The organism is Vibrio nereis NBRC 15637, assembly GCF_001591105.1.
Taxonomy (GTDB): Bacteria; Pseudomonadota; Gammaproteobacteria; order Enterobacterales; family Vibrionaceae; genus Vibrio; species Vibrio nereis.
This window is the reverse complement of sequence record NZ_BCUD01000007.1, coordinates 23,449-46,358: the sequence shown is the minus strand read 5'-3', so window position 1 is coordinate 46,358 and position 22,910 is coordinate 23,449. Positions and strand designations below refer to the sequence as shown.

Annotated in this window: 19 protein-coding genes; 9 read left to right on the top strand and 10 right to left on the bottom strand. The window is 44.6% G+C overall.

All coding sequences use genetic code 11. From position 1 onward, the window contains the following. Window positions 1–7 precede the first annotated feature (7 nt). Complete coding sequence (locus VNE01S_RS09395) at window positions 8–1,306, bottom strand: TRAP transporter large permease (protein WP_012842196.1); 1,299 nt, start codon at window positions 1,304–1,306, stop codon at window positions 8–10. A gap of 3 nt (window positions 1,307–1,309) precedes the next feature. Then, the gene (locus VNE01S_RS09390; RefSeq protein WP_245649880.1) at window positions 1,310–1,759 is read right to left on the bottom strand and encodes a TRAP transporter small permease; all 450 of its coding nucleotides are present in this window, start codon (window positions 1,757–1,759) and stop codon (window positions 1,310–1,312) included. A 145-nt stretch (window positions 1,760–1,904) separates the two neighbouring features. On the opposite strand from VNE01S_RS09390, the gene VNE01S_RS09385 reads away from it, so the two are divergent. Next, the gene (locus tag VNE01S_RS09385; RefSeq protein WP_053395061.1) at window positions 1,905–2,819 is read left to right on the top strand and encodes a LysR family transcriptional regulator; all 915 of its coding nucleotides are present in this window, start codon (window positions 1,905–1,907) and stop codon (window positions 2,817–2,819) included. A gap of 108 nt (window positions 2,820–2,927) precedes the next feature. On the opposite strand, the gene VNE01S_RS09380 is transcribed toward VNE01S_RS09385, so the two are convergent. From VNE01S_RS09380 to VNE01S_RS19280, 3 genes are all read right to left on the bottom strand, one after another. After that, the gene (locus VNE01S_RS09380; protein ID WP_053395062.1) at window positions 2,928–6,047 is read right to left on the bottom strand and encodes an efflux RND transporter permease subunit; all 3,120 of its coding nucleotides are present in this window, start codon (window positions 6,045–6,047) and stop codon (window positions 2,928–2,930) included. A 10-nt stretch (window positions 6,048–6,057) separates the two neighbouring features. After that, a complete protein-coding gene (locus VNE01S_RS09375; protein ID WP_053395063.1) occupies window positions 6,058–7,203 on the bottom strand; it encodes an efflux RND transporter periplasmic adaptor subunit in 1,146 nt (381 codons plus the stop codon). A 552-nt stretch (window positions 7,204–7,755) separates the two neighbouring features. Beyond that, the gene (locus VNE01S_RS19280; protein WP_156309815.1) at window positions 7,756–7,908 is read right to left on the bottom strand and encodes a hypothetical protein; all 153 of its coding nucleotides are present in this window, start codon (window positions 7,906–7,908) and stop codon (window positions 7,756–7,758) included. A 165-nt stretch (window positions 7,909–8,073) separates the two neighbouring features. Between VNE01S_RS19280 and VNE01S_RS09370 the strand changes: the two genes are divergently transcribed. After that, the gene (locus tag VNE01S_RS09370; RefSeq protein ID WP_053395064.1) at window positions 8,074–8,538 is read left to right on the top strand and encodes an HAD family hydrolase; all 465 of its coding nucleotides are present in this window, start codon (window positions 8,074–8,076) and stop codon (window positions 8,536–8,538) included. Between the two features lie 42 nt (window positions 8,539–8,580). On the opposite strand, the gene VNE01S_RS09365 is transcribed toward VNE01S_RS09370, so the two are convergent. The 3 genes from VNE01S_RS09365 to VNE01S_RS09355 form a co-directional block, all read right to left on the bottom strand. Next, the gene (locus VNE01S_RS09365; RefSeq protein ID WP_053395065.1) at window positions 8,581–9,189 is read right to left on the bottom strand and encodes a DUF6198 family protein; all 609 of its coding nucleotides are present in this window, start codon (window positions 9,187–9,189) and stop codon (window positions 8,581–8,583) included. 149 nt (window positions 9,190–9,338) lie between these two features. Next, window positions 9,339–10,703 carry a diguanylate cyclase domain-containing protein gene (locus tag VNE01S_RS09360; protein ID WP_053395066.1) on the bottom strand — a complete coding sequence of 455 codons (1,365 nt, stop codon included), beginning with the start codon at window positions 10,701–10,703 and terminating at the stop codon, window positions 9,339–9,341. Window positions 10,704–10,706: 3 nt separating this feature from the next. Further along, complete coding sequence (locus tag VNE01S_RS09355; RefSeq protein WP_053395067.1) at window positions 10,707–11,702, bottom strand: ABC transporter substrate-binding protein; 996 nt, start codon at window positions 11,700–11,702, stop codon at window positions 10,707–10,709. A 393-nt stretch (window positions 11,703–12,095) separates the two neighbouring features. Here VNE01S_RS09355 and VNE01S_RS09350 point away from each other — a divergent pair, with 393 nt between their 5' ends. After that, a complete protein-coding gene (locus VNE01S_RS09350) occupies window positions 12,096–12,974 on the top strand; it encodes an AEC family transporter (RefSeq protein ID WP_053395068.1) in 879 nt (292 codons plus the stop codon). Here the strand turns inward: VNE01S_RS09350 and soxR are convergent. Beyond that, on the bottom strand, window positions 12,945–13,412 hold the full coding sequence (gene soxR, locus VNE01S_RS09345) for a redox-sensitive transcriptional activator SoxR (RefSeq protein WP_053395069.1): 468 nt from the start codon (window positions 13,410–13,412) through the stop codon (window positions 12,945–12,947). The genes VNE01S_RS09350 and soxR overlap by 30 nt on opposite strands. A 102-nt stretch (window positions 13,413–13,514) precedes the next feature. Between soxR and VNE01S_RS09340 the strand changes: the two genes are divergently transcribed. From VNE01S_RS09340 to VNE01S_RS09320, 5 genes are all read left to right on the top strand, one after another. Then, window positions 13,515–14,714, top strand: a complete 1,200-nt coding sequence (locus VNE01S_RS09340) for an MFS transporter (protein WP_174522332.1) — start codon at window positions 13,515–13,517, stop codon at window positions 14,712–14,714. A 250-nt stretch (window positions 14,715–14,964) separates the two neighbouring features. Further along, complete coding sequence (locus VNE01S_RS09335; RefSeq protein ID WP_053395071.1) at window positions 14,965–16,584, top strand: methyl-accepting chemotaxis protein; 1,620 nt, start codon at window positions 14,965–14,967, stop codon at window positions 16,582–16,584. Window positions 16,585–17,046: 462 nt separating this feature from the next. After that, window positions 17,047–17,361, top strand: coding sequence for a helix-turn-helix domain-containing protein (locus VNE01S_RS09330; RefSeq protein ID WP_053395072.1), 315 nt, complete (start codon window positions 17,047–17,049; stop codon window positions 17,359–17,361). Window positions 17,362–17,588: 227 nt separating this feature from the next. Continuing rightward, window positions 17,589–18,767: a substrate-binding protein gene (locus tag VNE01S_RS09325; RefSeq protein WP_053395073.1), complete on the top strand. Its 1,179-nt coding sequence runs from the start codon at window positions 17,589–17,591 to the stop codon at window positions 18,765–18,767. Beyond that, complete coding sequence (locus VNE01S_RS09320) at window positions 18,748–20,556, top strand: GGDEF domain-containing protein (protein WP_053395074.1); 1,809 nt, start codon at window positions 18,748–18,750, stop codon at window positions 20,554–20,556. The genes VNE01S_RS09325 and VNE01S_RS09320 overlap by 20 nt, the downstream gene beginning before the upstream one ends. 27 nt (window positions 20,557–20,583) lie before the next feature. On the opposite strand, the gene VNE01S_RS09315 is transcribed toward VNE01S_RS09320, so the two are convergent. Next, the gene (locus VNE01S_RS09315) at window positions 20,584–20,778 is read right to left on the bottom strand and encodes a hypothetical protein (RefSeq protein ID WP_053395075.1); all 195 of its coding nucleotides are present in this window, start codon (window positions 20,776–20,778) and stop codon (window positions 20,584–20,586) included. A gap of 340 nt (window positions 20,779–21,118) precedes the next feature. On the opposite strand from VNE01S_RS09315, the gene VNE01S_RS09310 reads away from it, so the two are divergent. Continuing rightward, window positions 21,119–22,909, top strand: a complete 1,791-nt coding sequence (locus VNE01S_RS09310) for an alpha-amylase family glycosyl hydrolase (protein WP_053395076.1) — start codon at window positions 21,119–21,121, stop codon at window positions 22,907–22,909. Window position 22,910: the final 1 nt, after the last annotated feature.

Below are 22,910 nucleotides of genomic sequence, written 5' to 3'. Positions count from 1 at the left end.
TTTCCTTTTAATAACCAAACACAGTAGGGAGGAACAGAGACAAATCTGCCCAGAACGAAGTTAGGATTACGACTGGCAGGTAGCCAAACACAATCAGTAGCATTGCAGGGCCAACGACTTCCGAGAACTTAACGTTTCCGATGCGAGCACCTAGGTAAAGAATCGACGCGTATGGAGGAGTTACACCACCCATTGCCGTGTTTACGCCCATAATGGCGGCAAACTGAATTGGGCTGATACCAATTGCTGTCATCAGTGGTAAAAGCAGCGGCGCGATAAGGATGATGGCAGTAAGGTCATTCACTACCATGCCCACTAAAAACAACAACACGTTAATGAAAATAAGCAGCAACGCTTTGTTATCGGTGATACCAAAGATGGCTTCTACAAGCTGCTGAGGAATATCTTCAACAACGAACATCTGGCTCAGGATGAGGCTAAACAGAATCATAAACATGATAGAGCCAACCGCGGTTGCCGATTCTTTCCCGGATTCCAACAGAGTTTTCCAGCTCAGACCTTTGTAGATCATGAACCCAACTGGCACAGCGTAGATCACTGCGACGGCTGCGGCTTCTGTTGGCGTCATAATGCCGCCATAAATGCCACCCAAAATGATCACAGGCATCAATAAAGCAGGGATCGCGTTAAAGGTTTTGCTTGATGTCTGCTTAATCAATTCTGACATCGTTGGTTTGTCATCCAACACCAGTGGAAACTTACGCGCCATGAACATGTTGATTCCGGCAAAGTTGAAAGTGACCAACAAACCCGGACCTAAAGTCGCAAGAAAACAAGCCAGAATAGAGGTATCTGTGACCCAACCATAGACAATCATGGTGACACTTGGCGGAATCAACAGACCTAGAATTGATGAGTTTGCAATCAAAGCTGTTGCGTACGCTCGTGGGTAACCGCGCTTTTCCATTTCAGGGATAAGCAAAGGCCCAATGGCAGCCACACCCGTCAAGCCACTACCTGAAATTGCACCAATGATTGCACAGCTAACTGAGGCAACAATGCCCAATCCGCCGCGGATATGGCCGACAAAAACGTTCACAAAACCTAATAAACTGGCGGCGATACCACTTCGACTCATGATGGTGCCAGCCAAGACAAACAGCGGTATCGCAAGCAGAACCGGGTTCATTAATTGGCCTGCGCCCCACATCATATTGCCTTTCATCGACATATCGCCGACAAAACTCATCACCATTAACGCACCACCGAAACAGAACGGTAAAGGTACACCGAACGTCAGCAGTATGACCAAAACTGCCACTGCTAACAGAGCTACTTCAACCATAATTTAAACCTTACTTACTGAATAGGATGGAGATCTAAGCTGGCGTACCAACTTGACGATATGAACAGCGATGAAAAGAGTGATCAGAAGTAATCCGAGAAATACGGAGCACTCATGATAAAACGTAGGTATATAAAGCGTTGGACTCTCTTTCCACACTCGCCATGCGTACTTGGCATAATCCCATGCCCAGTAAGTCAGCCAGGCCGAAATAACAAAGCTGATCACTTCACCAACCAGAGCGAGGATCTGGTGTCCGCGTTCTGTCTTAATGAAAATTTCCAGCACATTTGCACGGATTTGCGTGTCTTCCCTTGAAGCATTCACCGCGCCAAGCATGTAGAGCCAAACAGTGGGGATCACCATCGACTCTTCCAGCCCCATAATTGGGACCTCAAAGATATATCGCGTCACGACTTGGATGAACTGCATCAGCGCTACAGATGCAATCAAGCAAGTCAGCAGATATCTGAACTTTTGCTCCACAGTACATTTCCTTATTGTTGTATTTGTAAATACATCGTTAATTTAATGGTGACAGTTAATAAAAACAAATTTAAAATTTCTCTAAAGTCATAATTTTTTCTTATAGGAATACATGAGCAATATATCAATAAAACAACTTGAAACTTTCCGTACCGTGATGCGTTCTGGATCGGTTACTGTGGCAGCGAAAACTTTGTGCCGGACTCAGCCTGCGATAAGCGCGATGCTGGTTAGCTTGGAGAAAGAGCTTGGGTTTGCATTGTTTGAGCGGCATAAAGGCCGGCTAATCCCAAACCCTGAAGCGTACTTTTTACTTGAAGAGACAGACGCCATTCTGGAGCGGTTATCGCGCTCAACACAGCTTATGGCAGAGGTCAAAAACCTAACCCGAGGGAAACTTCGCATTGCGTGCATGCCTGCCGCAGCACTGTTCTTTATGCCGCATGTCATTGCAGAATTTGTGAAGGATAGACCAGAGGTCGAAGTATCGATGATGATGCGCAGCTCGACCATGGTTCAAGACTGGGTCGCCTCCCAGCAGTATGATATTGGGTACTCGGAACTACCGAAAGATAGGGATTCTTTCCATGTCGAGCCCATTAACCTTGAGGGGGTTTGTGCGTTGCATAAAGACCACCCACTGGCGCTTAAAGAAGTGATTACCCCGAAAGATCTGGATAACGAACCGCTGGCTGCGCTGTATACGCGTCACTCCGCAAGTGAGCATGTACGCATGCTGTTTGAGGAATATGGAGCCACTTATCGACCAAGATTCGAGTTGCAGAATTACATTTCAGGCTTCGAATTTGTGGAGCAGAAGCTGTGTGCTTGCATCTGTGATCCAATCAGTGCGGCCAGTTACAAACTGTATAAATCCGGCCAAGGAAATGTGGTGTTTCGCCCATTCACGCCAGCCGTAATGTTTGACCACGCCATTCTCACCCCTGCGCATAAACCTATGTCTCAGCTTGCTAAAGTGTTTGCAGACAACATTCGCCAAGGCGTTGATAAGTTTGTGTCTTTATAATGGTCCTGTTGCCAAACTTAAAAGACACCATCCAATGATAGCTGTAAAAAGTCAGAACAAAAAAAGGGGCAGGACTTTACATCCTGCCCCTGTCTCTACGGCTTAAAGTTATACCGTTTTAATTTTACGGCCAATACGAAGTATTTCCTTAACCTTAGACAGTAGCCTTTTGATGTCATCCAACATCAGATACAAGCAAGGCACCAATATCAGTGTCAGTAAGGTGGCAAATACAACCGCAAACCCAAGTGCAACCGCCATTGGCGTCACCAGTTTTGCTTGCAGGCTCGTCTCGAACATAATAGGCAACACACCAACAAAAGTGGTGATTGATGTTAGTGTAATTGCTCTAAATCGCGCACAGCCTGCTTCTATCACGGCGTCTTTGATGGCTTTACCTTGTGCCCGAAGTTGATTGACGTAATCGGTCATCACCAACGAGTCATTCACGACCACACCAGCCGCCGCTATCAAGCCAAATGTTGACATCATACTGAGATCTAAGCCGAACCAGTAATGCCCCCAGATTGCCCCCGTCAAACTGAACGGGATCACCGACATAATGATAAGCGGCTGAGTATAGCTACGCAGCGGTACGGCAAGCAGGATATAAACAATGATCATACCGGCAATAAAGAAGATCTTTTGCTCATCTTGCTGGGCTTGTTGCTCTTCTATACTGCCACCAAGCTCGGTTTTAACGCCAGGATAAGCAGCAAGTACTTCTGGTAGAATTTCCTCATACACACTGCCAATGACTGCGCCTGGTTCAACCAACTCTTCATCAATCGAACCATATACGTAGACGGTTCTAAATCCACCCTCGCGACGAATCGAGCTCACACCCGGCTGCTGATTAATCTCGACTACATCCCCCAGCATCACTTTCTTACCTTCTGGTGTGGTAATCACAGCGTAGCGCAGCGATGAAAAGGCCTCACGAGTTAGCTTGGGATAACGAACCATGACTTTGATTTCTTCGCCATCACGTAGAACGCGCTGAGCTTCACCACCATAGAAACTGCCACCGACCTGAGTCGCGATATCAAACAAGTCTAAACCCAAGTCGTAGGCCACAGGCGTTAAGGACAACAGTACTTCTTGGCTACCGGTATCAATCGAAGACGAAATATCAAACAGCCCTTCTTTTAGACCAAGTCTGTTGATCAACGCTTTACCAGCCGCGTTTAACGTTTCAATCTCAGAGCCGTAAAGCAGAAAACCGAACTCATCTCCTTGCCCATTGTCATTGATGTCATCTGCGATGGTGATGGTTTTTAATCCTGGAATAACAGGCAGGCGCTCACGCCACTTTCTTGCCAGTTCAAAGGTATTCATTGGGCGTAATTCTTCATCGACCAATGGTACGAGCAAAGTGCCTTCCTTTCGCCCTTGGTTAAAGGCCAGCGTATCTTTGACCATCACTTGGCCCGTTTCGCTAGCAATCTCCGAATCAATATCAAGCACAACGCGTTCGATTGTTTTCAATGCTTCAATCGTTTGTTCGCTCGATACGTTGTCATTCATCACCAACTTAATGCTCGGAAAGTCATGCGGTACCTTGGGAGAAGGCACAATTCTCACGTGATTTGCCATCACAAGAGCCACACTAACAACAAGTAACGCCACAAAACCCGTGAATACACTCCAGCGCCAGTAAGTACAAGCGGTCACCAAGCGTTTATATGGGCCATTAATCAGACCAAAGAATCGTTTATTAAATCGGTCACGCCAACTGCCCTCTTTTATCGGACTAAATTTGGTATGTGCCAAGTGCGCCGGCAATATCAATTTAGATTCAATTAAGCTAAACAGCAGACACAGGATCACAATCGAGGAGATACCAAAGAAAAACGCGCGCTCAATGCCTTTCGACATCAAAAAGGGCGCAAATACCGCGATAGTGGTTAACACGCCAAACGTCGCTGGTGTCGCAACGCGTTTAACGCCCCTAACGACATTCTCAACGCCTCCCCCATTTTTCTCAATTTCCGAGTAAGCGCTCTCGCCAATGACGATCGCATCATCGACGACAATCCCTAACACCATAATGAAGGCGAACAAAGAGACGATGTTGATACTCACACCAATCGCAGGCATCAGCATTACCGCTCCCAGGAAGCAAACCGGTAAGCCAATCATCACCCACATGGCCAGCTTGAAGCGTAAAAACAGACTCAACATCAAGGCGACTAACACCGTACCTTGCAGCAAGTTCTTGAGCATCATCTCTAGACGCGCGTTTAAGTAATACGTCATGTCTACGAGCGTATTGATCTTAAGATCGGATGGAAGCTGTTGGTTTTTGTGCTCAATGTATGCTTTAACAGAATCCGCTACGGTCACGATGTTTTGATCTTTGGTAGCTTTCACCGAGAAGTAGATAGCGTTTTCACCCGAATATTTGAAGTAGCGATCGCCTTCAGTAAAGCCGTCTTTGATCGTCGCAATATCTTGCAGTAAGACTTTTCCACCATTGGCTCCGATTTTCACCGGGATCTGGCGAAATTCTTCTCCTTTATAGTACTGGTTTTCAATACGGACAGAGATCATTCCCGCGTTGGTTCTAACTTCCCCTGCCGAATAGTTGGCCGAATAACGTTGGATCGCATTGCTTACATCGTTGAGCGTTAAGCTGTACTTTTGTAAGGTTCTTGGCTCCACTTCCACGCCGATCTCATACTCAGGCGCACCAAGATCAACCAAAGCGACGTTTTCGAGTTGCAGCAGTTCATCTTCTATCTGCTTGGCAATGGGCTTTAGTTCGAGCAGAGGACGATCACCAACCAATGACATTTCTATCACGTCCTGACGGTACTCATACTGATAAACTTGGATAGGCTCCATGCCCGATGGGAAGTTCGCTGTAGAATCAACTTTCTGCTTCACCTTATCGAGTACATCAGACACGTCTTCGTCGACATCTATCTCAAGTTCTATTCTGCCACTGCCTCGATACGCTGTAGACACGGACTTCTTGATCCCAGTGACATCTTTCAACGACTCTTCAACTTTAATCAGTATGCTTTCTTCAATCTCTTGAGGTGATGCCCCCGGGTACTGCGCAGAAACATTGATATAGTTGACTTCAATGTTGGGAAACATCTGACGCTGAATAAAGAAAAAGCTCACCGTGCCAACAATCAGCACAAACGCCATTAATAGATTGGCAGCGACCGCATTATTCGCAAAGTAAGCAATTAAGCCTTTTTGTTTTGACTCATCCATTTAAAAGCTCCTACTCAGCTGCGTTTTCACTGGTGGATGCGATCGTGACCCGCATGCCTTTTTGAGGATACTCGGGCACCGTCAATACCAACTGCTCATTATCAGCTAAGCCCTGATTGATCAGCATGAATTCTTTTTCTGCTCGCAAAACATTCACCGTACGCGGTTCGAGCTCGCCTTCAGAATTCACGACCCAAACCTGGCGGTTATTAACGATTTCCTGAGGAAGACGATAGATGTGCTTGAGCTCTTTTCCTGCAAATTTAACTTCAACGTAAGAACCAAATTTCATCGGAGTCTGGTCAGATTTAAGAGCGTATGGGTCCTCGACTCGAACCACCATACTAAGCATTCGTGTACTGCTATCCACCACACCTAGGTCACGCGCAATATGACCTTTACGTTTTGTTGTCACTATGCCGCGCTCAATGATATCGGCTTCTATGCCTTCATAGTTTTGTGGCAAAAAGGCACTGTCGAAGCCCGCAATGGGTATGTGGATCTCCGCTGCCTCAATGTTATTGAGCGTGGCGACTGGCGCGCCCGCTGAGATAAATTGACCGACACCAATGTCTCTGGCGACAACAAGCGCGTCATACGGCGCAACGACCCGACAATTGGCTAAATCACGTTTAGCACGCTTCAGCTCTGCTTGAGCAGACTTCACCTGAGCTTGAGCACTTAAAAGTTGCGGCTTGCGAAGATACAAATCCGTCACTTGTTTAGCAGGTAAACTCCTTGCCTGTCTCTTCGCTACTTCCGCACGGGCTTTCTCTTCAATAAGGCTAGCTTTCGCAGTAGCGAGCTGGGCTTCAGCTTGTAAAACCGCCGCCTGATAATTGTCTTTTTCAATACTGAATAGCACTTCCCCACGCTTTACCACACCACCAGCCACAAAATTCGGGTGCCAACTGACCACTTCTCCCGACACTTGAGCCGATAACCGCGTGACTTCCACTGGTTGTAGCTCTCCATGACTGGTGATCACCACTTGGTGATCGCTCGACTGGACAGGAAAAACAGTGACTGTAGGCGGTAATTTCAGTGGGGAAGACTCTTCTGGTTCAGGTGAAGTTGCATCAATCGCAGCGTAGCCTCCATACGCTCCACCAAGTAAGACAAAAGGCAACAACCAACGTAACGGCTTTATTCTCATTTTTATTCCTTACCAAAGTTTTCTCTACTCTCTTCAATGCAGAACGATCAGAAAAGAGAGATGAAATAATGAGTTATATATGAACTGGCAATTTGACATCAATTCTTCATGAACTATCCAATCATTCCAAAATAATTATTTAATAAGTGAATAGGTAAGAAATGAAAACGCCAGCCCATATCGACCATAGCACTAAGCAAACACTAAGCCATAAATTAAACCACTAAATATCAGCATGTTATGATGACGCACAACAAACTTGAACTCATTCGCTTGATGAATTCACTATTGTGTGGCGATTTTTACCAACTAAAGTTATCAATAGGCTCATTGCGGATAGGAAGCATACCGCTTGAAAATGAGCCAACTTGAGCTGGTCGCAACAATTAATATTTACATGAGATTGTGGGACTGAGAAGAGAAAGAGAAGGCTGACAGCAACACGTCTTGTATGTGTAAAGTGAGATTTTTGAATAGGAAGTGTTACGTAAATGAAATCAAAAAGGCTTGGTAAATAACCAAGCCTTCATCATTAGGGATGCCTTTACTGCATTACGCTTTCTTAAGGTCTTTTGCCGGGTAGGTTAAGGTCATTTCGCCCGCTTTAACGTGAACATAAAAACCACCAGAACTTAAACCAGCGACAACCATCTGGCCTAAATCTACACCTTTTGTTGCAACAACAACATCATCAATTGATAGCATTTCAGTACCTTGAATTAAGTATGATTGAATCTCAGGCAAGAATTTAATACCAATTCACCCGGTGGAACTAATCAGGTTTTTTATCGTCTGGATAAACTTTGCTTTTGGATCATTACAGATCCAAACTATTACCAAGATGGAAAAGCAGGAGCGATAGAAGCATTGATGGAGAGAGTATTTCTGTTCGACTGGGGAGACACCCTAATGGTCGATGACCCGGCCAACACAGAGAAAATGTACCTATGGAAAGACGTTGCAGCCGTTGAAGGTGCAGAGGAAACACTCAAAGCCCTTTCCAAACATCACACGATTTACATTGCAACCAGTGCACAAGAATCCAGTGAAGCGGAAATTCAACAAGCGTTTCAGCGTGTGGGGCTTGATCGTTATATCAATGGATATTTTTGTAAAACCAACGTAGGAATAGAAAAAAACTGCGCCGAGTTTTACTTAGCAATCGCTGATGAGCTGAACGTTAAACCCGATGAACTTACCATGGTGGGAGACGTTCTAAATAAAGATGTGTACCCCGCAATAAAGGCAGGCTTGAACGCCATCTGGTTTAACCGTAATTCTGAGGATGTGCCTGAAAATATCGTCAGCATTAGCAAACTGGAAGAGTTGATATAAAAAACGGCTTAGCGAAATGCTAAGCCCTTTTTATTGAACCTGTTATGCAGCGGTAGCCTTTGGCTGATAACGCCCAGGTTTATGGTTCATCGCTAAAATCAAGTTGGTGGCAATCGCGCCAACAACAGACAAGGCAATGAGCCACACATCGACGATAAAGAGCGACAACACAACAATGGTGCAGTCCAAAGCCATCTGCACTTTGCCTGCACGAATACCAAATCTTTCTTGCAGAAATAGCGCTAGAATATTAAATCCACCCAAACTCATCTTGTGTCTAAAAATGACCAGCATGCCGATACCAATCAAACCACCACCAAGCAGCGCTGCGTAGAAAGTATCAATACGTGCAATCTCGATAACATGATGCAGGTGATCCACCGCGAGCGATACAATGGTTACCGCGATAAAGGTGTTGATGGTAAAACGCCAGCCCATTCGTGTAACCGACAAAATATAAAAAGGCAGGTTAAGCACGAAGAAAACCTGACCAAAGCTGAAGTCACTTACCTTCGTTAAAAAGATGGCTAATCCCGCTGTGCCACCAGTAAGCAAACCGACTTTATTGAAGAAAATAACACCCAGTGACACCAAGGCGCTACCCAATATCAACGCGAGTAAATTCTCACGCAAACTATGTTCTTTATCCATTTTCGAAATCCTATCCCTTTGCGATCCACCCAAACGGTGGTGGATCAAACGCGCATAAGATGTCGAGAATTAGTAAATTTGTCGAGAAACTGGACTAAATATCTCATATCTGAAGGTGTTAAATGAACTTTACACCTATAACGAACCATTTACTCTTTAACCGAAGCAAGCGTCACCACTGAATCGGAAACCACACGACAATAGGTTGATTCACTATCAAGGCAAGCCGAACGCTTGAGTTGCTTCGCTCGGTACATGGCTTCATCAGCGACACTTAATAGACCGTCTTTACTTTGTGTTTGATCAGGGTAATAACTGACGCCAATACTCGCCCCAACACTAAACGCTCTGCCATTTAAAGAGATCGGTTCATTTATCGCCTCAATCAACTGCTTGGCTTTGCTGGTCACAATCTTAAAATCATTGAGATGATCCAAGCACACGACAAACTCATCCCCACCAATTCGGCCAACAAAATCCGTCTCTCGCACTGCCTGTTTCAATCGCTCTGCCACTGAAACTAAAATCGCATCCCCAGCATCGTGCCCGTAGGTGTCGTTCACTTCTTTGAATTCATCTAAATCGATAAAGAATAACGCGAGCTTACACTGTGTGCGATTCGCATTGATAATGGCGCTTTCCAAATGGCTATCAAAAGCGCGTCGATTCATAATATTGGTCAGATGATCGTGCTCAGAAAGGAATATCAGTTGCTCTTGCTTTTGTTGTAGCTGCTCTGTTTGACGCCTAACTTCTTCTTCTAACTCTTGTTTTGTTACTGTGCTTTCTCGTAAAGAGTTCGTCATTTCATTAAAAAACTGCGCAACAGCGAGAAACTCAGTGTCTAAGTTGTTCCCTTCGATCTTGGTGTCCAGTTTGCCGTCCGCCAAGTTCGCTATCGCCTTCTTGATGGTAGAAACCCCAGTCCTGAAGCGAAAAAACATACTCCATGCCAACACGCTGACGACAACAGAACTAATGAACAACCATGCTGCCGCATACATCATAACTTGGTTCTGCCGTTCGTCATTATGTGCCAGCACGGCCTGATGCACGTAAGCCAGTTCTTCCGTCATATTTTGTACAATCATATTATAACGAGAATGAAGCAGCCCTCTTGCATTGATATCATCTGCCCCAAGTTTGTCAATGCCACCAACTTTACTGAAATACACTTCCTTCTCTTGATTCAACAACACATCCAAGCTCTGGTTCATGCGCACAATATTATCCAACAACACGGTACTCTTATTGTACTGTGTTAGTTTCGTCGCCAATTCCGCTTGAGCATATTCGACCTGATTCAAACTGGCTTCGTCACTAAACTGGAGAAATACCCACAATTGACTTCGCAGCATATCCACTTTCAGTTGAAGATCGACAACTTGATCAAGCTCAGACTTGGTTTCTTCCCGCTCAAAGCTCACACGAGCAAATGAGAGCACGATAAACAGAGTCAACATCATTGTGGTAATCGATAACGCAAACAGCTTTTTATTTAGAGAGCCCAGCATAATTTAATCTCTTGATGCAACAAGTTGCTCAAAGGGGGATGAGTAAAACACAGCACGAAAATCGGGGGGCTCACTGTCCACGAGTCCACTTTCGACCGCCCAACGCGCCTGCAACTGAATATTAGAGAGAAGAGAGTTTCCCAGCGATAACCGAAAAACTAAATCCTCCCAAGACCACGCCACCTGATCGACCGACAGGTTTAAACTGGTAGCAATTGTTTCTAATGCTTGATCCGGATTGTTATTTATCCACTCTACCGCTAAATCAAGCGCTTTGAGCAATCGTAATGACTCGTCATTTGAGTGCTCCAAGTTCGGAGTCATAGCCAGCAGGTTGAATGAGAGTTGATAAATCGCGCTATTGCCTAAGTTGACCACTTTATTGGCAGATAAGAGCTCCGCCTTATAGCCCAGTGGTTCCCAAGATGAGATGGCATCAACACGATAGGATAAAAGCGCAGGGACCAACTCACTTGGAGTAAGGTATACCTTCTTGAGCTGGAGATTTTTAAGGTTATTAGCAATCAGCACAGAGTCAAAGTAGAACTCACTGGCACTGCCTTTTATAACCCCAACTTTTTTTCCTTCTAACGCTTTTACAGATCGAATATTCGAAGGCTCTAATGTAAGTAATTTCAGGTCGTTATCCGACTCAACAAAACTAACCAAAATTGAAATATCTTGCCTATTAAAGCTTTGAAACATGAGAACGGATTCAGAAGCCGTCGCATAGTCAACATCACGGCTAAGCATCCGATGAGTACAATCTACACCACCATTGCATGGGACCAAAGTGACATCCAGCCCCTGCTCTTTAAAGTAACCACGCTCTTTTGCAATCAGAAAAGGAGACGATAATGGCGTTTGCGAAACAGCGATCGCCAGTTTAGCCTCTATCTTTTTTTCTTCTGTTATCAATTGGGGAGTGAATAAGACGGCAATAACCGCAACAACAGAGAAGATCCCCAAAATTAAAGTATTTCGCTTCTTCGGCGACATATCCAAAAATTCCGTTTTAAGAAACACAATTCATATAAATTTAACGCGTGAATAAATTAGGTTAAGGATACATTCCTGATTTCTACGAAATGACACGCGTTCGTTGGCTAAATTGTGTTCATCGTCACTTTAGAGTTCTGTTTATTTAGCTGCTCACAGCCCTGCACCTTAATAGGTGACTTATCAATAATAGGCTATAAGTCGCATTCATGTAGTGAAATTACACGAATAGCAAACAAATGAAGAGCAACTGTCATTCTCTCGTAAGTCAACGGTCACGAGCCAAACTGCTGTTCATGAGAAAGGTTTCTTTACATTACATCTATTTAATCGCTATCGATTAAGGTAAGTTTGACATAAAGGACAATAAACAATCAGCCGTTAAGGAAAATCATGGTTCAACAAGTCATAGGAATTCTCTTCCCAGTTTTAGCGCTCGTCTTGGTTGGGTTTTCTGTCGGCCGTTGGTTAAAACCGGATTTTCGTCCTATTAATCGAATCAATATGGACACCTTTACGCCCGCTCTTGTGTTCTCTTCTTTGATTTCAATGCCACTGGATACCAAGCAGATACCGCTACTGTCAGCTTCTCTAATCGCGGTTCTATTACCTGGCTTGCTGATGTTTCCAATTTGCAGATTGACGGGATTAAACTTTAAGGCTTGGGCGCCACCTCATATGTTTCGCAATAGCGGTAATCTCGCGATCCCCCTGTTTACCTATACATTTGGCGACAGCGCACTTTCCTCTGCGGTACTGCTATTTGTGGTATCGGCTTGCGTCCACATCAGCCTGGGCTTGGCACTGCTGAGTGAAGGCAACCCATTGAAACAGATTATTCGCATGCCTGTTTTTCTTGCTGCCAGTAGTGCATTAACGCTCAACCTGACGGGCATTGGGGTTTGGGCGCCACTCTATGAAGCCACCAAACTGCTTGGCCAAGCCGCGGTGCCTGTTATGTTGCTGTCACTGGGGGCACAAATGTGTCACATTCGTTTAAGTGGGTTACGTATCGGTATCTTGTGTACCTTGCAATCTTTACTTACAGGGGCCATCGCCTTCTCGGTTATCTACTTTTTTATTCCGCTGCCGACTCTGCAATTACAAATGATGGTGCTGTTTACGATGCTGCCACCCGCGGTCATGAACTATTTATTTGCAGAACGTTTTTCGATAGAGCCAGCCAAGGTTGCTTCCATGGTCTTATTTGGTAACTTTTTCAGTATCTTTACTTTACCTTTGTTACTCACTTTCGCCCTTTCCCTCGGATGACCACTCTTCTGGTGCGGTAAGCAGTGTTTTGCCTTTAAAGGTTTCTGCGCGTATATCCTGAGGGTTGTAGATCGCGCAGGACTCCATTGATAAGCAGCCGCACCCGATGCAGCCACCAAGATCTTCTTGAAGCGCTTTCAACTGCTGGATTCGATGTTCAAGCAAATCATGCCACCCCGTCGCTAAAGCCTCCCACTGCTTGCGATTTGGGGCTTGATGCTTAGGTAAATGAGCTAAAGACGCTGCTATCTCTTCTAAAGTCAGGCCCACTTCTTGCGCAGCTTTGATCACTGCAAGCCTACGTAACACACTGCGATCGTAGCGCCTTTGGTTACCTTGGTTTCGCCAACTGCTTATCAAACCTTTCTGCTCGTAAAAATGAAGAGCAGACACTTTGATCCCCGCGCGTGCAGAGACTTCACCGACAGACATTTCCATATTGTTCTCCAAAACTAAAAATAGTGCTTTACCTCAAGTTTACTTGAGGTTCTAAAGTATGACCAAGTTAAATTGGTTTAGGGAAAAATAATGAAATTATTAATGAAAAACAAAACGCTGCCTTACCTGTCAGGGCGATTCTTCGATGGCATTTCGTCCGGCCTGTTTATGATGGCTTTGCCTTGGATCATGCTGGCAACACCGAATATGGGGCCATTTGTCGCAATGGTGGCACTGGCTTGTACCGCCATTTCATTTTTCCTCACGCCTTTTTTCTCGACACTGATTGACCGACATTCGCGGAAATCTTTACTGGTACTGGTGCAATTTATCCAGTTCGCCACCGCTGGTGTGGTGTTCATAGCATACTTACTCGATTTCGGTTCACACTGGCTGCTCGCTGGGGCGCAACTGATTTACTGGGCATCCAGTAACTTGGGTTGGTCAACAAACAACGCTTTTACTCAGGAAAACTACGACCCACATGAATACGCTTCTATTTCCGGCAAGCAGGAAATCATCATGCAGGGAACAACTCTGGGAGCCGGTGCTTTAGGTGTGATACTGCTAGAAAGCTGGGGAATGTTAGAGTTTGCCGCGTTTGCTGCGATAGCAGCGGGAATTGCCACCTTGAGTTATATTGTTACGCCATATCGACGACAGCTAAGACAAAGCCAAACAACTTCCTTTTCTGACCAGTTAAAAGAAAGCAAACAGATATTCACTAAATCACCTCGTTTTTATGTCTTTCTCATGCTGTCTGCTTTGTCCTACCCAATTCTGACTTACTTGGGTAAGTTAGTCCCTATCTGGTTTTCAGAAACCGGAGTATCTGGCGACTGGTTGGCGGGATACAACATTGCTTTTGGTCTGGGCTCTTTGATTACGGGCGTTTTCGTCGCACGTTTACTCGCGTTAAGTAGCCATACTTCTACTATTGTGTACGCCATGGCGATTGCTGCATTGGCGCTTGTTGGGATGAGTTTCTCCGTTCACCCTGCTCAATTACTCGTCTTCACCTTAATATTTGGCTTCTTTAACGCACTCAACCGGATCGCACGTACAAACTGGATGCATCACACGATTGCGGTTGAGCAACGCGGCCGCGCAGACGGTGGTTTGCAGATGTTTGCAACACTTGTACAAAGTATTAGTTACATCGTCATTGCTCTGTTAAGTCACTATGGTTTAACCCAATACGGCTTCATACTCGCCGCAATAGCCATGATCGGAGCTGCGATGGCGATGAAAGTCATTGCATTAAAAAGCGCAAATGTTCAGGAATTTGTGCCACAAAATTAATAAATTTAGCACAAAAAGCACCGATCCCCCCGAAGCATCTAGGCAATAGAGTGTTCAAAGTTTCCTTATCGTTGGTCACTACGATAAGGAGCTTTTAAAGATCAAGCATGGAGAGTTTGACTGAGGGCAAGTAATCATTATGTAACAAAATGAATACAATTTTTTTATGATTCAGGTCAGTAGTACTAAAGGGTTAGATTGATAGAGTAGGCTGAATATAATTTCAGCAACCTACAGTAGTCAGTGGCTTATGATATTAAACAACCTATCCATAAAATCGAAGCTTAGTTCCATTGTTCTCCTCTCGTTCGTTTTAATCCTCCTCGCGTGTGCTTATAACCTTATTCAGCAACGCAACTCCTCTATGACAGAACGAGAAAACAAGCTAAGTGCACAAGTAGAAACGGCAGTCAGCGTCGCAAAGCATTACTATGACCAAAGAGCGACTTTGGGCGAAGAAGCTGCCAAACAAAAAGCACTGGATGCCATTAATTCACTTCGATATGACGACAGTAACTATTTCTGGATCCTTAACCAGCAGTTAACCGTCATTAGCCATCCACTTAAGCCGAACCTCAACGGAAAAAATGCCGAAAACTTTAAAGATGGTGGCGGTAAATTCCACTGGCGAGAGATGGTTACTATCTCCAAAACACCGGAACAAAAAGGTTTTTTAGACTACCAATGGAAAAGCCCACAAGGGGATCTAAAAGATAAAATTTCATACGTTCACCTATTTCCAGAATGGGATTGGATTATTGGCTCTGGCATTTTGGTTGCCGACATCAACGAAACGTTTTACGCGTTAGCTATTCAAGAGGCGATTGTTGTTGTCGTACTCTCTTGCTTACTGTTCGCTATGGGGTATGCAATCTCACACAATATTGTTACCCCTTTAAATAAGTTGATTGAAAACACTGAGCTTATCGCCGACGGGGATTTGCGTGTACGCATGAGCCTAACGCGTAAAGACGAACTCGGTCTTATGAGTGTGCAAATCGACAAAATGCTAGACAAACTGCAACACACGCTAAAAACGGCTCATGACTCTGCCCAGCTCTCCAGCAACATGGCAAGTAACATAGCACAAGCCAGTGAGGAGGCGGCCACCAGCGTAAACTCGCAACATGCCCAACTTGAGCTGCTTTCAACAGCAATGACAGAAATGAGCGCAACCATCAATGATGTGGCACACAATGCAGAATCTACCTCAGAAAGTACCAACAAAGTGATGGAGCACACTGAACAAAATGATCATACGATGGAGCTAACTTCTCAGGCGATTTCTGACGTATCTCGTGACATTTCTATGGCGAACGATTTGGTGCGTGAACTGCAGGAAGGTGTCGACGAAATTAGTAAAGTAGTGGGTGTCATTCGAGATGTATCAGAACAGACCAACCTTTTGGCGCTTAATGCTGCGATTGAAGCCGCTCGGGCGGGTGAAAAAGGCCGAGGATTCGCCGTTGTGGCAGATGAGGTAAGAAACCTTGCTAGCAGAACACAAAAGTCGACCAATGAAGTCCAGCACACTATCGATACACTGATCGAACATGCCGAACGCACCTTTGTTGCAATGCAAAGCAGCAATGACAATGTCGATAACAGCGTCAATGCTTCCAGCCAAACACGCGCACAGCTCAATGATATTGTGGCAGAAATGCAAAATGCCAACGACATGGTGGCGCAAATTGCGGCGGCATCGGAGCAACAAAGCTCAGTAGCATCAGAAATGAACCAAAACGTCACCAGTATCCACCTATCAGCTAACGAAGTCCTTCAAGCCTCTCAATCTTTGGCTGAAGATAGCCAAGAAATGGCGAATACCGCAGAGCACCTATCCGCGCAACTGCAATATTTTAAAGTCTAATAATTAGGCAGAGGTATTTTCTCTGCCTACTCTTCCCTTATATTTCACTAAGACATCAATTTAAGCGAATTAATTTCTTAATTATATGAAATTATGTGGCACGCTATTTATGAACCACAACAACCTTTATTTTATTCGATCGTATTCATAGGTAAACGCTGCACTTAGCGACATATAAAACCTATATCCACACAAATTACAGGTATATAATAATATTAATAATAAGATTTATCTTATACTAGCAGGGCTATTGGGCCTCTCTGAATTAACCACTCACTTTATCTTTAAGACGAATTAATAGCATAATATTCTAAAAGCTAATAAGCACTACCGGAATTGACCGATATTCGTCAACTTTAATAATAGATTTCCCTAAATTACCAAAATCTAAAAATTCCTTAGTCATTTAATATTTCGATAAGGTTAAAATAAAGCGGCTACGACAGCGGAGGTACTCATTGGATGAATAGCCCATTACCTAGACGGCTAAAATATATAAGAAAAAAGCAAGGGATGACCCAGAGAGAGCTGGGAGATAAACTAGGGATGGACCAAGCTGGCTCCAGCGCCAGAATCAGTCAATACGAAACTGGAAAACATGCTCCTGACTACGCGACCGTCAAACGTATGTCAGAAGTGCTCAACACACCCGTTGCTTACTTTTACTGTGAAGACGACGTACTCGCCCACATTGTTATAGGGGTTTCAAATCACAATTTATTCGCAAAATTAGACATCTTGAATTTCATTGAGTCATACCGAGTAAACGCCCCTTAGTAAGCGGCGTGATAACCGTGAGCCATGGCATGTGAAAGACTGCTACCCACACACTTTTTTCTACACCTCATTGAAGAGGAACAATAGAAATAGTCGAAAAAACAAGCATCGCACAGCAAAAGAGTGTGTACTAATGCTTGTTTTTGTTAGGTATTTCTCCTTTCTCATAGAATATGTTACCTACACTTACGTTATATGAGACAAAGGCCAATACAGTTGAGAACTTTATGGATATAAGAAAAGTCATCTTGTCGTGCGTGGTGTCTTTCATCGCAATATTGACCACAAGCTGCTCACCAGAAAAAAGTACTATCAAGATAGGTGCGGTACTCCCTCTCACAGGAACATTTGCCATTTACGGCCAGCAAGCCCTTAAAGGCACACAGCTGGCGGTGGACGAGATCAATAGCTCCGGCGGCATACTCGGGCATAAGCTGGAAATTATTGTTCGCGATAACGAAACCAACCCAGCCAAAACTGTCAGCTATAGCAGAGAACTCATCCAGCAAGAGCACGTCTTTTCTCTTATGGGGCCCGTCAGCAGTGCATCTCGCTACGCAATGGCTGAAGTCGCTGAAAAATTCAAAACGCCAATGCTCTATGGTATTGATTATGAGGGCCGTCACTTCAGCCGTTATTTAGTGTGTTACAGCACCATACCTGAACACTATATTGAGCCGGTTGTGCCTTACGTCATTGAGAACCTTGGCAAAAGTTTCTACATCTTCGGTTACGATTATGTGTGGCCTCACCGAATGTCAAAACGCATTATTCAATCCGTTAATGAGCATGGCGGCGTGGTCGCCAATACGGAGTTTACTGGCTTTGGTACCAATGATTACACGCCGGTACTGCAACGGATTAAAGCCTCAGGCGCAGACACACTGATGCTGATTTTACCTGGTGGCGACGGCTTTAAATTTTTGTCTCAGATGAAGTCGTTCGACTTTGGCCGCAAAGTGAACATTGTGGCCTTTGCCGCCGATGAAACGTATATGACTAATCTCGACAGTAACTCACTGGATGGCGTGATGACAGCTCTGCACTTTTTCAAAAGTATTGATAACCCAGTCGCTGAGTCATTTGTCTCGCACTATCAAGATTTTCACGGTGAGAATGCTGAGGTCACCTACTCTAGCAAAGCACATTATGATCTGGTGTATCTGCTCGCTTCCGCAATTACCAAAGCCGGTACAATTGATAAAGAGTTAACGCTGGATGCATTTCCAGGACTAGAGCTATACAAAGGGGATATGAAGGTCCGTGTAAGAGAGGATCACCATTTCGACTTACCCATGTATTTGGCTCAATTTTCCGGCGATGAACTCAAAGTCATTCAAAACCTAGGGAGTATCAGCCCCGAAGATCAAAGACAACAGGTTAGCGATGAACAAGCTGAGTATTAAGGTATTTTTTATTTTGCTCCCTCTCGCGATCAGTATCTTGTCTTTTGGCTATGCATACTATCAGGCCCGAGAGAGACTTACGATTGATCACATTATTCAATCTGGTCAGTTGTCTACCTCGCTCGGGGCCAGCGAACTCAGCCATTACATTGATGGTCGGTTTATCGAGTTTGACAGACTGAGTACAGCAATGGCAGGTTGCGAAGTGGATAACATTACGCTGTCAGAAACCGCTTCTAACGCCATCAATTTTACGCGTGGTTTTTCGGCACTGATGATTACCGATGTGTCGGGTAAAGTGACGACCTTTAATCTGTCTGCGAACAAAAGTAACCGATACATTTTACGCAAAAATCTCGATGGGAAGCAGGTTCTTTCTAACAGTGTATTGGCACAACTGGAAGGCTCTTATCGCGACTGGCTTGCAAGCTATAACGAAAACAAGTTACTCGAACAACAAACACTAAAGAAACTCCAAGAATTAAAAATGCGCGGTGAGGAGAACTCATTCGAGAGTCGGCGTGCTAGCAACCAACTTATAGAGTTGAGAGAGAGAAAAAACCTACCTAGGCTGGTGCTCACCCTAGCCGAAAAACAAAGTATCTCCGATTTGGGGCTTATTTTTGACAAAGAGTCTTATTTTTACTCAAGACCACTCGTAGACTGTGATCAAAACCTACTGGGCTACTATACTGCGGTACTTGATAGAACATTAATTGAAGATCAGCTTTTTAATATCAAAACATCATTGATTGAAAGTGGCTTAGAGCACGTTGACGTCATGCTGATCCGTAACAGGGATCTGTACCCGCTTTCAGAAGCTAAATACCTATCGATTGAAAAACTCCATAAACAAGGGCTAAACACCAGTGAAAAGCCAGAAGTAAGAGACGATCTAAATGGTATCTTGATCAATCGCCCGATTAAGTTGAATCTAAAAACACATTTGATTTATGAACAAGAGCTGCCAAAACACGCCAGCGACCCTAAGTTTGGCGTCACACTTGTGGTCTTTGTTTCAGATGAAAATCTCACAGAAAGTAGCATCAATCTTCTACGGGAAGTGGCGTTTTACCTGACCATTGCATTGCTGATATTTGCCGCACTCACGCTTTATCTCTCTCATTACATTGCTTCGCCTATTGTCGATCTCCGCAAACGCATTGCATTACTGTCACGTGAAGGCAAAATTCCGACTGACTTTAAACTCAGAGATGATGAAATTGGTGACCTATTCACCGCATTTTCAGCCATGGCGCATAGCATAAAGCACAAAGAGTCTCAGCTAACCAAGCTGGCACATGAAGACCCTTTGACGGGTATTTTAAATCGCAGAGCACTTGTAGATAACGCCGAGAATGTCAGGCGAATACAAGCACCATCGACCATATGCATGATGGATTTGGACCACTTTAAACAAGTAAATGACATATGTGGTCATGCAGTAGGCGATAAAGTACTCAAATCCTTCTGCCAAATCGTGTCTAACGAAATTCGGCAATCTGATATTTTTGGTCGAATGGGGGGCGAAGAGTTTGCGTTGATCCTACCGCGGACCAACCTAGAAGAAGCCGAACACCTTGCTGAGCGCATTCGTCAAAAGATCGAACGAGAGCTTGGTAACAATGTGTGCAAAAAATTCACAATGCCAATAACCGTCAGTATTGGCATTGTTGAATGGGAAATGGAAGACTTTAACAAAGCACTATCTCGTGCAGACAAACACCTGTATCAGGCAAAAGCGGGTGGCCGCAACCAAACTGTCGTGCAAACGAAAAAGGGCTCGTAACCGAGCCCTACTTAAATTGATAGTTACTTAAACGTCTAGCGACAAACCAATCTGGCTAAGCTTGGTACGAAACTCGTCGATGCTTTCCGCCTGATACGTTGGCGCGCCATTAAAGTATCTTGGTTTTTCCGGCAGCATCGCATTTTTCAACGCTTTTTCTTGCTCTATATCATCATGATAAACCGTAACACGATGTGGGATATCCTGTTTGATTGTCGCCATCTATGTTCTCCTTTTGTCTGACGTTTACTCAGTGTAAAGCGTAGAAAAGAACCGTAGTTTGTCAAAACCTAGAAAAGAGCTGAGATTTCCTATCTAACCCCTCCTTAAGCCTTAAGATCAAAGGCTCCCCCTCCTTTTCAGCAGAAAAAATCAAATCAAGTTCATTGGCGACTTTGTGAGCAAGTAGACATAAAAGACTTGTTTCAACCTCGTTGGGTTTCTTCTATCTAACTCACATTTTCTTCTTCTACGCCCCTGAATTTACAATAAAGGATGAGTAGGCTTTTGTTGCCATGATTTAGCCTGATATGAACGATGAAACATAGGTCTGACCTACACTATGAAAAAGAACAATATTTATCAGGTTTTTACGCGTCTTTTTGGCAACACCAACTCAACCAATGTGCCATGGGGAACCATTGAACAAAACGGCGTTGGAAAGTTCAGTGGTTTTACCGACAAGGCACTGAGTGAAATCAAAGACCTTGGTATTACCCATATTTGGTATACCGGTGTCCCCCACCACGCAGTGATCAATGACTACACCGAATCCGGGATCGAAAATGATCACCCAAGCGTCGTCAAAGGCCGTGCCGGTTCTCCTTACGCTGTCAAAGATTATTACTCGGTTAACCCGGATTTGGCCGATGACCCGAGTCAACGTAATCAAGAGTTCCTTGCTTTAATCCAACGTACTCACAACGCTGGGATGAAAGTCATCATTGATATTGTTCCTAACCACGTTGCACGCGTTTATAAAGGGCTCAATAACCCTCAAGGCGTTAGCGACTTTGGCGCAAATGATGACACTTCGGTCGAATACCACAGAGACAACAACTTCTACTACATTCCTAAGCAAACTTTCTCCTTACCCGATGAACTGACCAAAGCTCCGCCGTTGGGCGGTGAACAACACCCTGACCTGACGCAGCCTTATCAAGAATTCCCAGCCAAATGGACCGGCAATGGATCTCGATTAGCCAAACCAAATTTTGATGATTGGTATGAAACGGTAAAGGTGAACTACGGGGTTAAGCCAGACGGCAGCAAAGATTTTGCACAACTTCCACCGGAATTTAGGCACAAAGGCCACGCCGAGCATTTTGAATTTTGGCAGAACAAATCAGTGCCTGACTCTTGGATTAAGTTCCGAGATATTGCGCTTTACTGGACCAAGCTCGGTGTTGACGGCTTTCGCTACGACATGGCCGAAATGGTACCAGTCGAATTTTGGAGCTATATGAACTCATGGATCAAACATGAAAATCCCGATGCGTTTTTGATGGCCGAAGTCTATCAACCCGAACTTTATCGTGATTATATTCAGCTCGGTAAAATGGATTACCTGTACGATAAAGTTGACCTATACGATAGTTTAAAAACGATCATGCAAGGCCACGGTTCAACGCGAGAAATTGGCCGAATTCAGCACCAGTTAGCCGACATTGAACACCATATGCTGCATTTTTTGGATAACCATGATGAACAACGTATTGCTTCGCCGGAGTTTGCAGGCAGCGCAGAAAAAGGCAAACCTGCCATGTTGATTTCTGCATGTTTATCAAGTGCCCCGACGATGATCTATTTCGGTCAGGAAGTGGGGGAACCAGGCGCAGAGATGGCAGGATTTGGGCAACCTTCCCGCACCTCTATCTTCGATTACATTGGTGTACCTCACCATCAACGTTGGATGAACCACGGCAAGTTTGATGGCGGTCTACTCTCAGAGTCAGAAAAGTCTCTGCGTGAGTTCTACAAAAAACTGCTTAACTTGACATTAAACTGCTCCACACTGACAGGACATTACCACGACCTCTACGCTGCCAACTTTGATAACTTTGCCGACATGCAAGATCAGCTGTTCGCGTTTGCGCGCTCGGATGAAAAACAAAAACTCATCATCGCTGCAAACTTCAGCGATACACAGAGTAAAACGCTGGAGTTGATTATTCCCGACGAACTAATTCAAACCTGGCAACTTGCAGACGGCGAGTACCCACTCACCGATGAGTTAAACAACACTCAATACCGCCTAAAAGTGCGCGATAACACCGGAACCATCGCCCTCGATTTCCCTCCGCTTGCCACTCGATGGCTAACGCTACCACTTGTTTGTTCAGAGGAGTATTAAT

Excerpts from the sequence above, each read along its gene's own strand:
- VNE01S_RS09385 (WP_053395061.1), top strand. The coding sequence starts at position 1,905 with ATGAGCAATATATCAATAAAACAACTTGAAACTTTCCGTACCGTGATG.
- VNE01S_RS09320 (WP_053395074.1), top strand. The coding sequence starts at position 18,748 with ATGAACAAGCTGAGTATTAAGGTATTTTTTATTTTGCTCCCTCTCGCG.
- VNE01S_RS09335 (WP_053395071.1), top strand. The coding sequence starts at position 14,965 with ATGATATTAAACAACCTATCCATAAAATCGAAGCTTAGTTCCATTGTT.
- VNE01S_RS09330 (WP_053395072.1), top strand. The coding sequence starts at position 17,047 with ATGAATAGCCCATTACCTAGACGGCTAAAATATATAAGAAAAAAGCAA.
- VNE01S_RS09395 (WP_012842196.1), bottom strand. The coding sequence starts at position 1,306 with ATGGTTGAAGTAGCTCTGTTAGCAGTGGCAGTTTTGGTCATACTGCTG.
- VNE01S_RS09360 (WP_053395066.1), bottom strand. The coding sequence starts at position 10,703 with ATGCTGGGCTCTCTAAATAAAAAGCTGTTTGCGTTATCGATTACCACA.
- VNE01S_RS09375 (WP_053395063.1), bottom strand. The coding sequence starts at position 7,203 with ATGAGAATAAAGCCGTTACGTTGGTTGTTGCCTTTTGTCTTACTTGGT.
- VNE01S_RS09315 (WP_053395075.1), bottom strand. The coding sequence starts at position 20,778 with ATGGCGACAATCAAACAGGATATCCCACATCGTGTTACGGTTTATCAT.
- VNE01S_RS09365 (WP_053395065.1), bottom strand. The coding sequence starts at position 9,189 with ATGGATAAAGAACATAGTTTGCGTGAGAATTTACTCGCGTTGATATTG.
- VNE01S_RS09340 (WP_174522332.1), top strand. The coding sequence starts at position 13,515 with ATGAAAAACAAAACGCTGCCTTACCTGTCAGGGCGATTCTTCGATGGC.
- VNE01S_RS09355 (WP_053395067.1), bottom strand. The coding sequence starts at position 11,702 with ATGTCGCCGAAGAAGCGAAATACTTTAATTTTGGGGATCTTCTCTGTT.
- VNE01S_RS09350 (WP_053395068.1), top strand. The coding sequence starts at position 12,096 with ATGGTTCAACAAGTCATAGGAATTCTCTTCCCAGTTTTAGCGCTCGTC.
- VNE01S_RS09310 (WP_053395076.1), top strand. The coding sequence starts at position 21,119 with ATGAAAAAGAACAATATTTATCAGGTTTTTACGCGTCTTTTTGGCAAC.
- VNE01S_RS19280 (WP_156309815.1), bottom strand. The coding sequence starts at position 7,908 with ATGCTATCAATTGATGATGTTGTTGTTGCAACAAAAGGTGTAGATTTA.
- soxR (WP_053395069.1), bottom strand. The coding sequence starts at position 13,412 with ATGGAAATGTCTGTCGGTGAAGTCTCTGCACGCGCGGGGATCAAAGTG.
- VNE01S_RS09370 (WP_053395064.1), top strand. The coding sequence starts at position 8,074 with ATGGAGAGAGTATTTCTGTTCGACTGGGGAGACACCCTAATGGTCGAT.
- VNE01S_RS09380 (WP_053395062.1), bottom strand. The coding sequence starts at position 6,047 with ATGGATGAGTCAAAACAAAAAGGCTTAATTGCTTACTTTGCGAATAAT.
- VNE01S_RS09325 (WP_053395073.1), top strand. The coding sequence starts at position 17,589 with ATGGATATAAGAAAAGTCATCTTGTCGTGCGTGGTGTCTTTCATCGCA.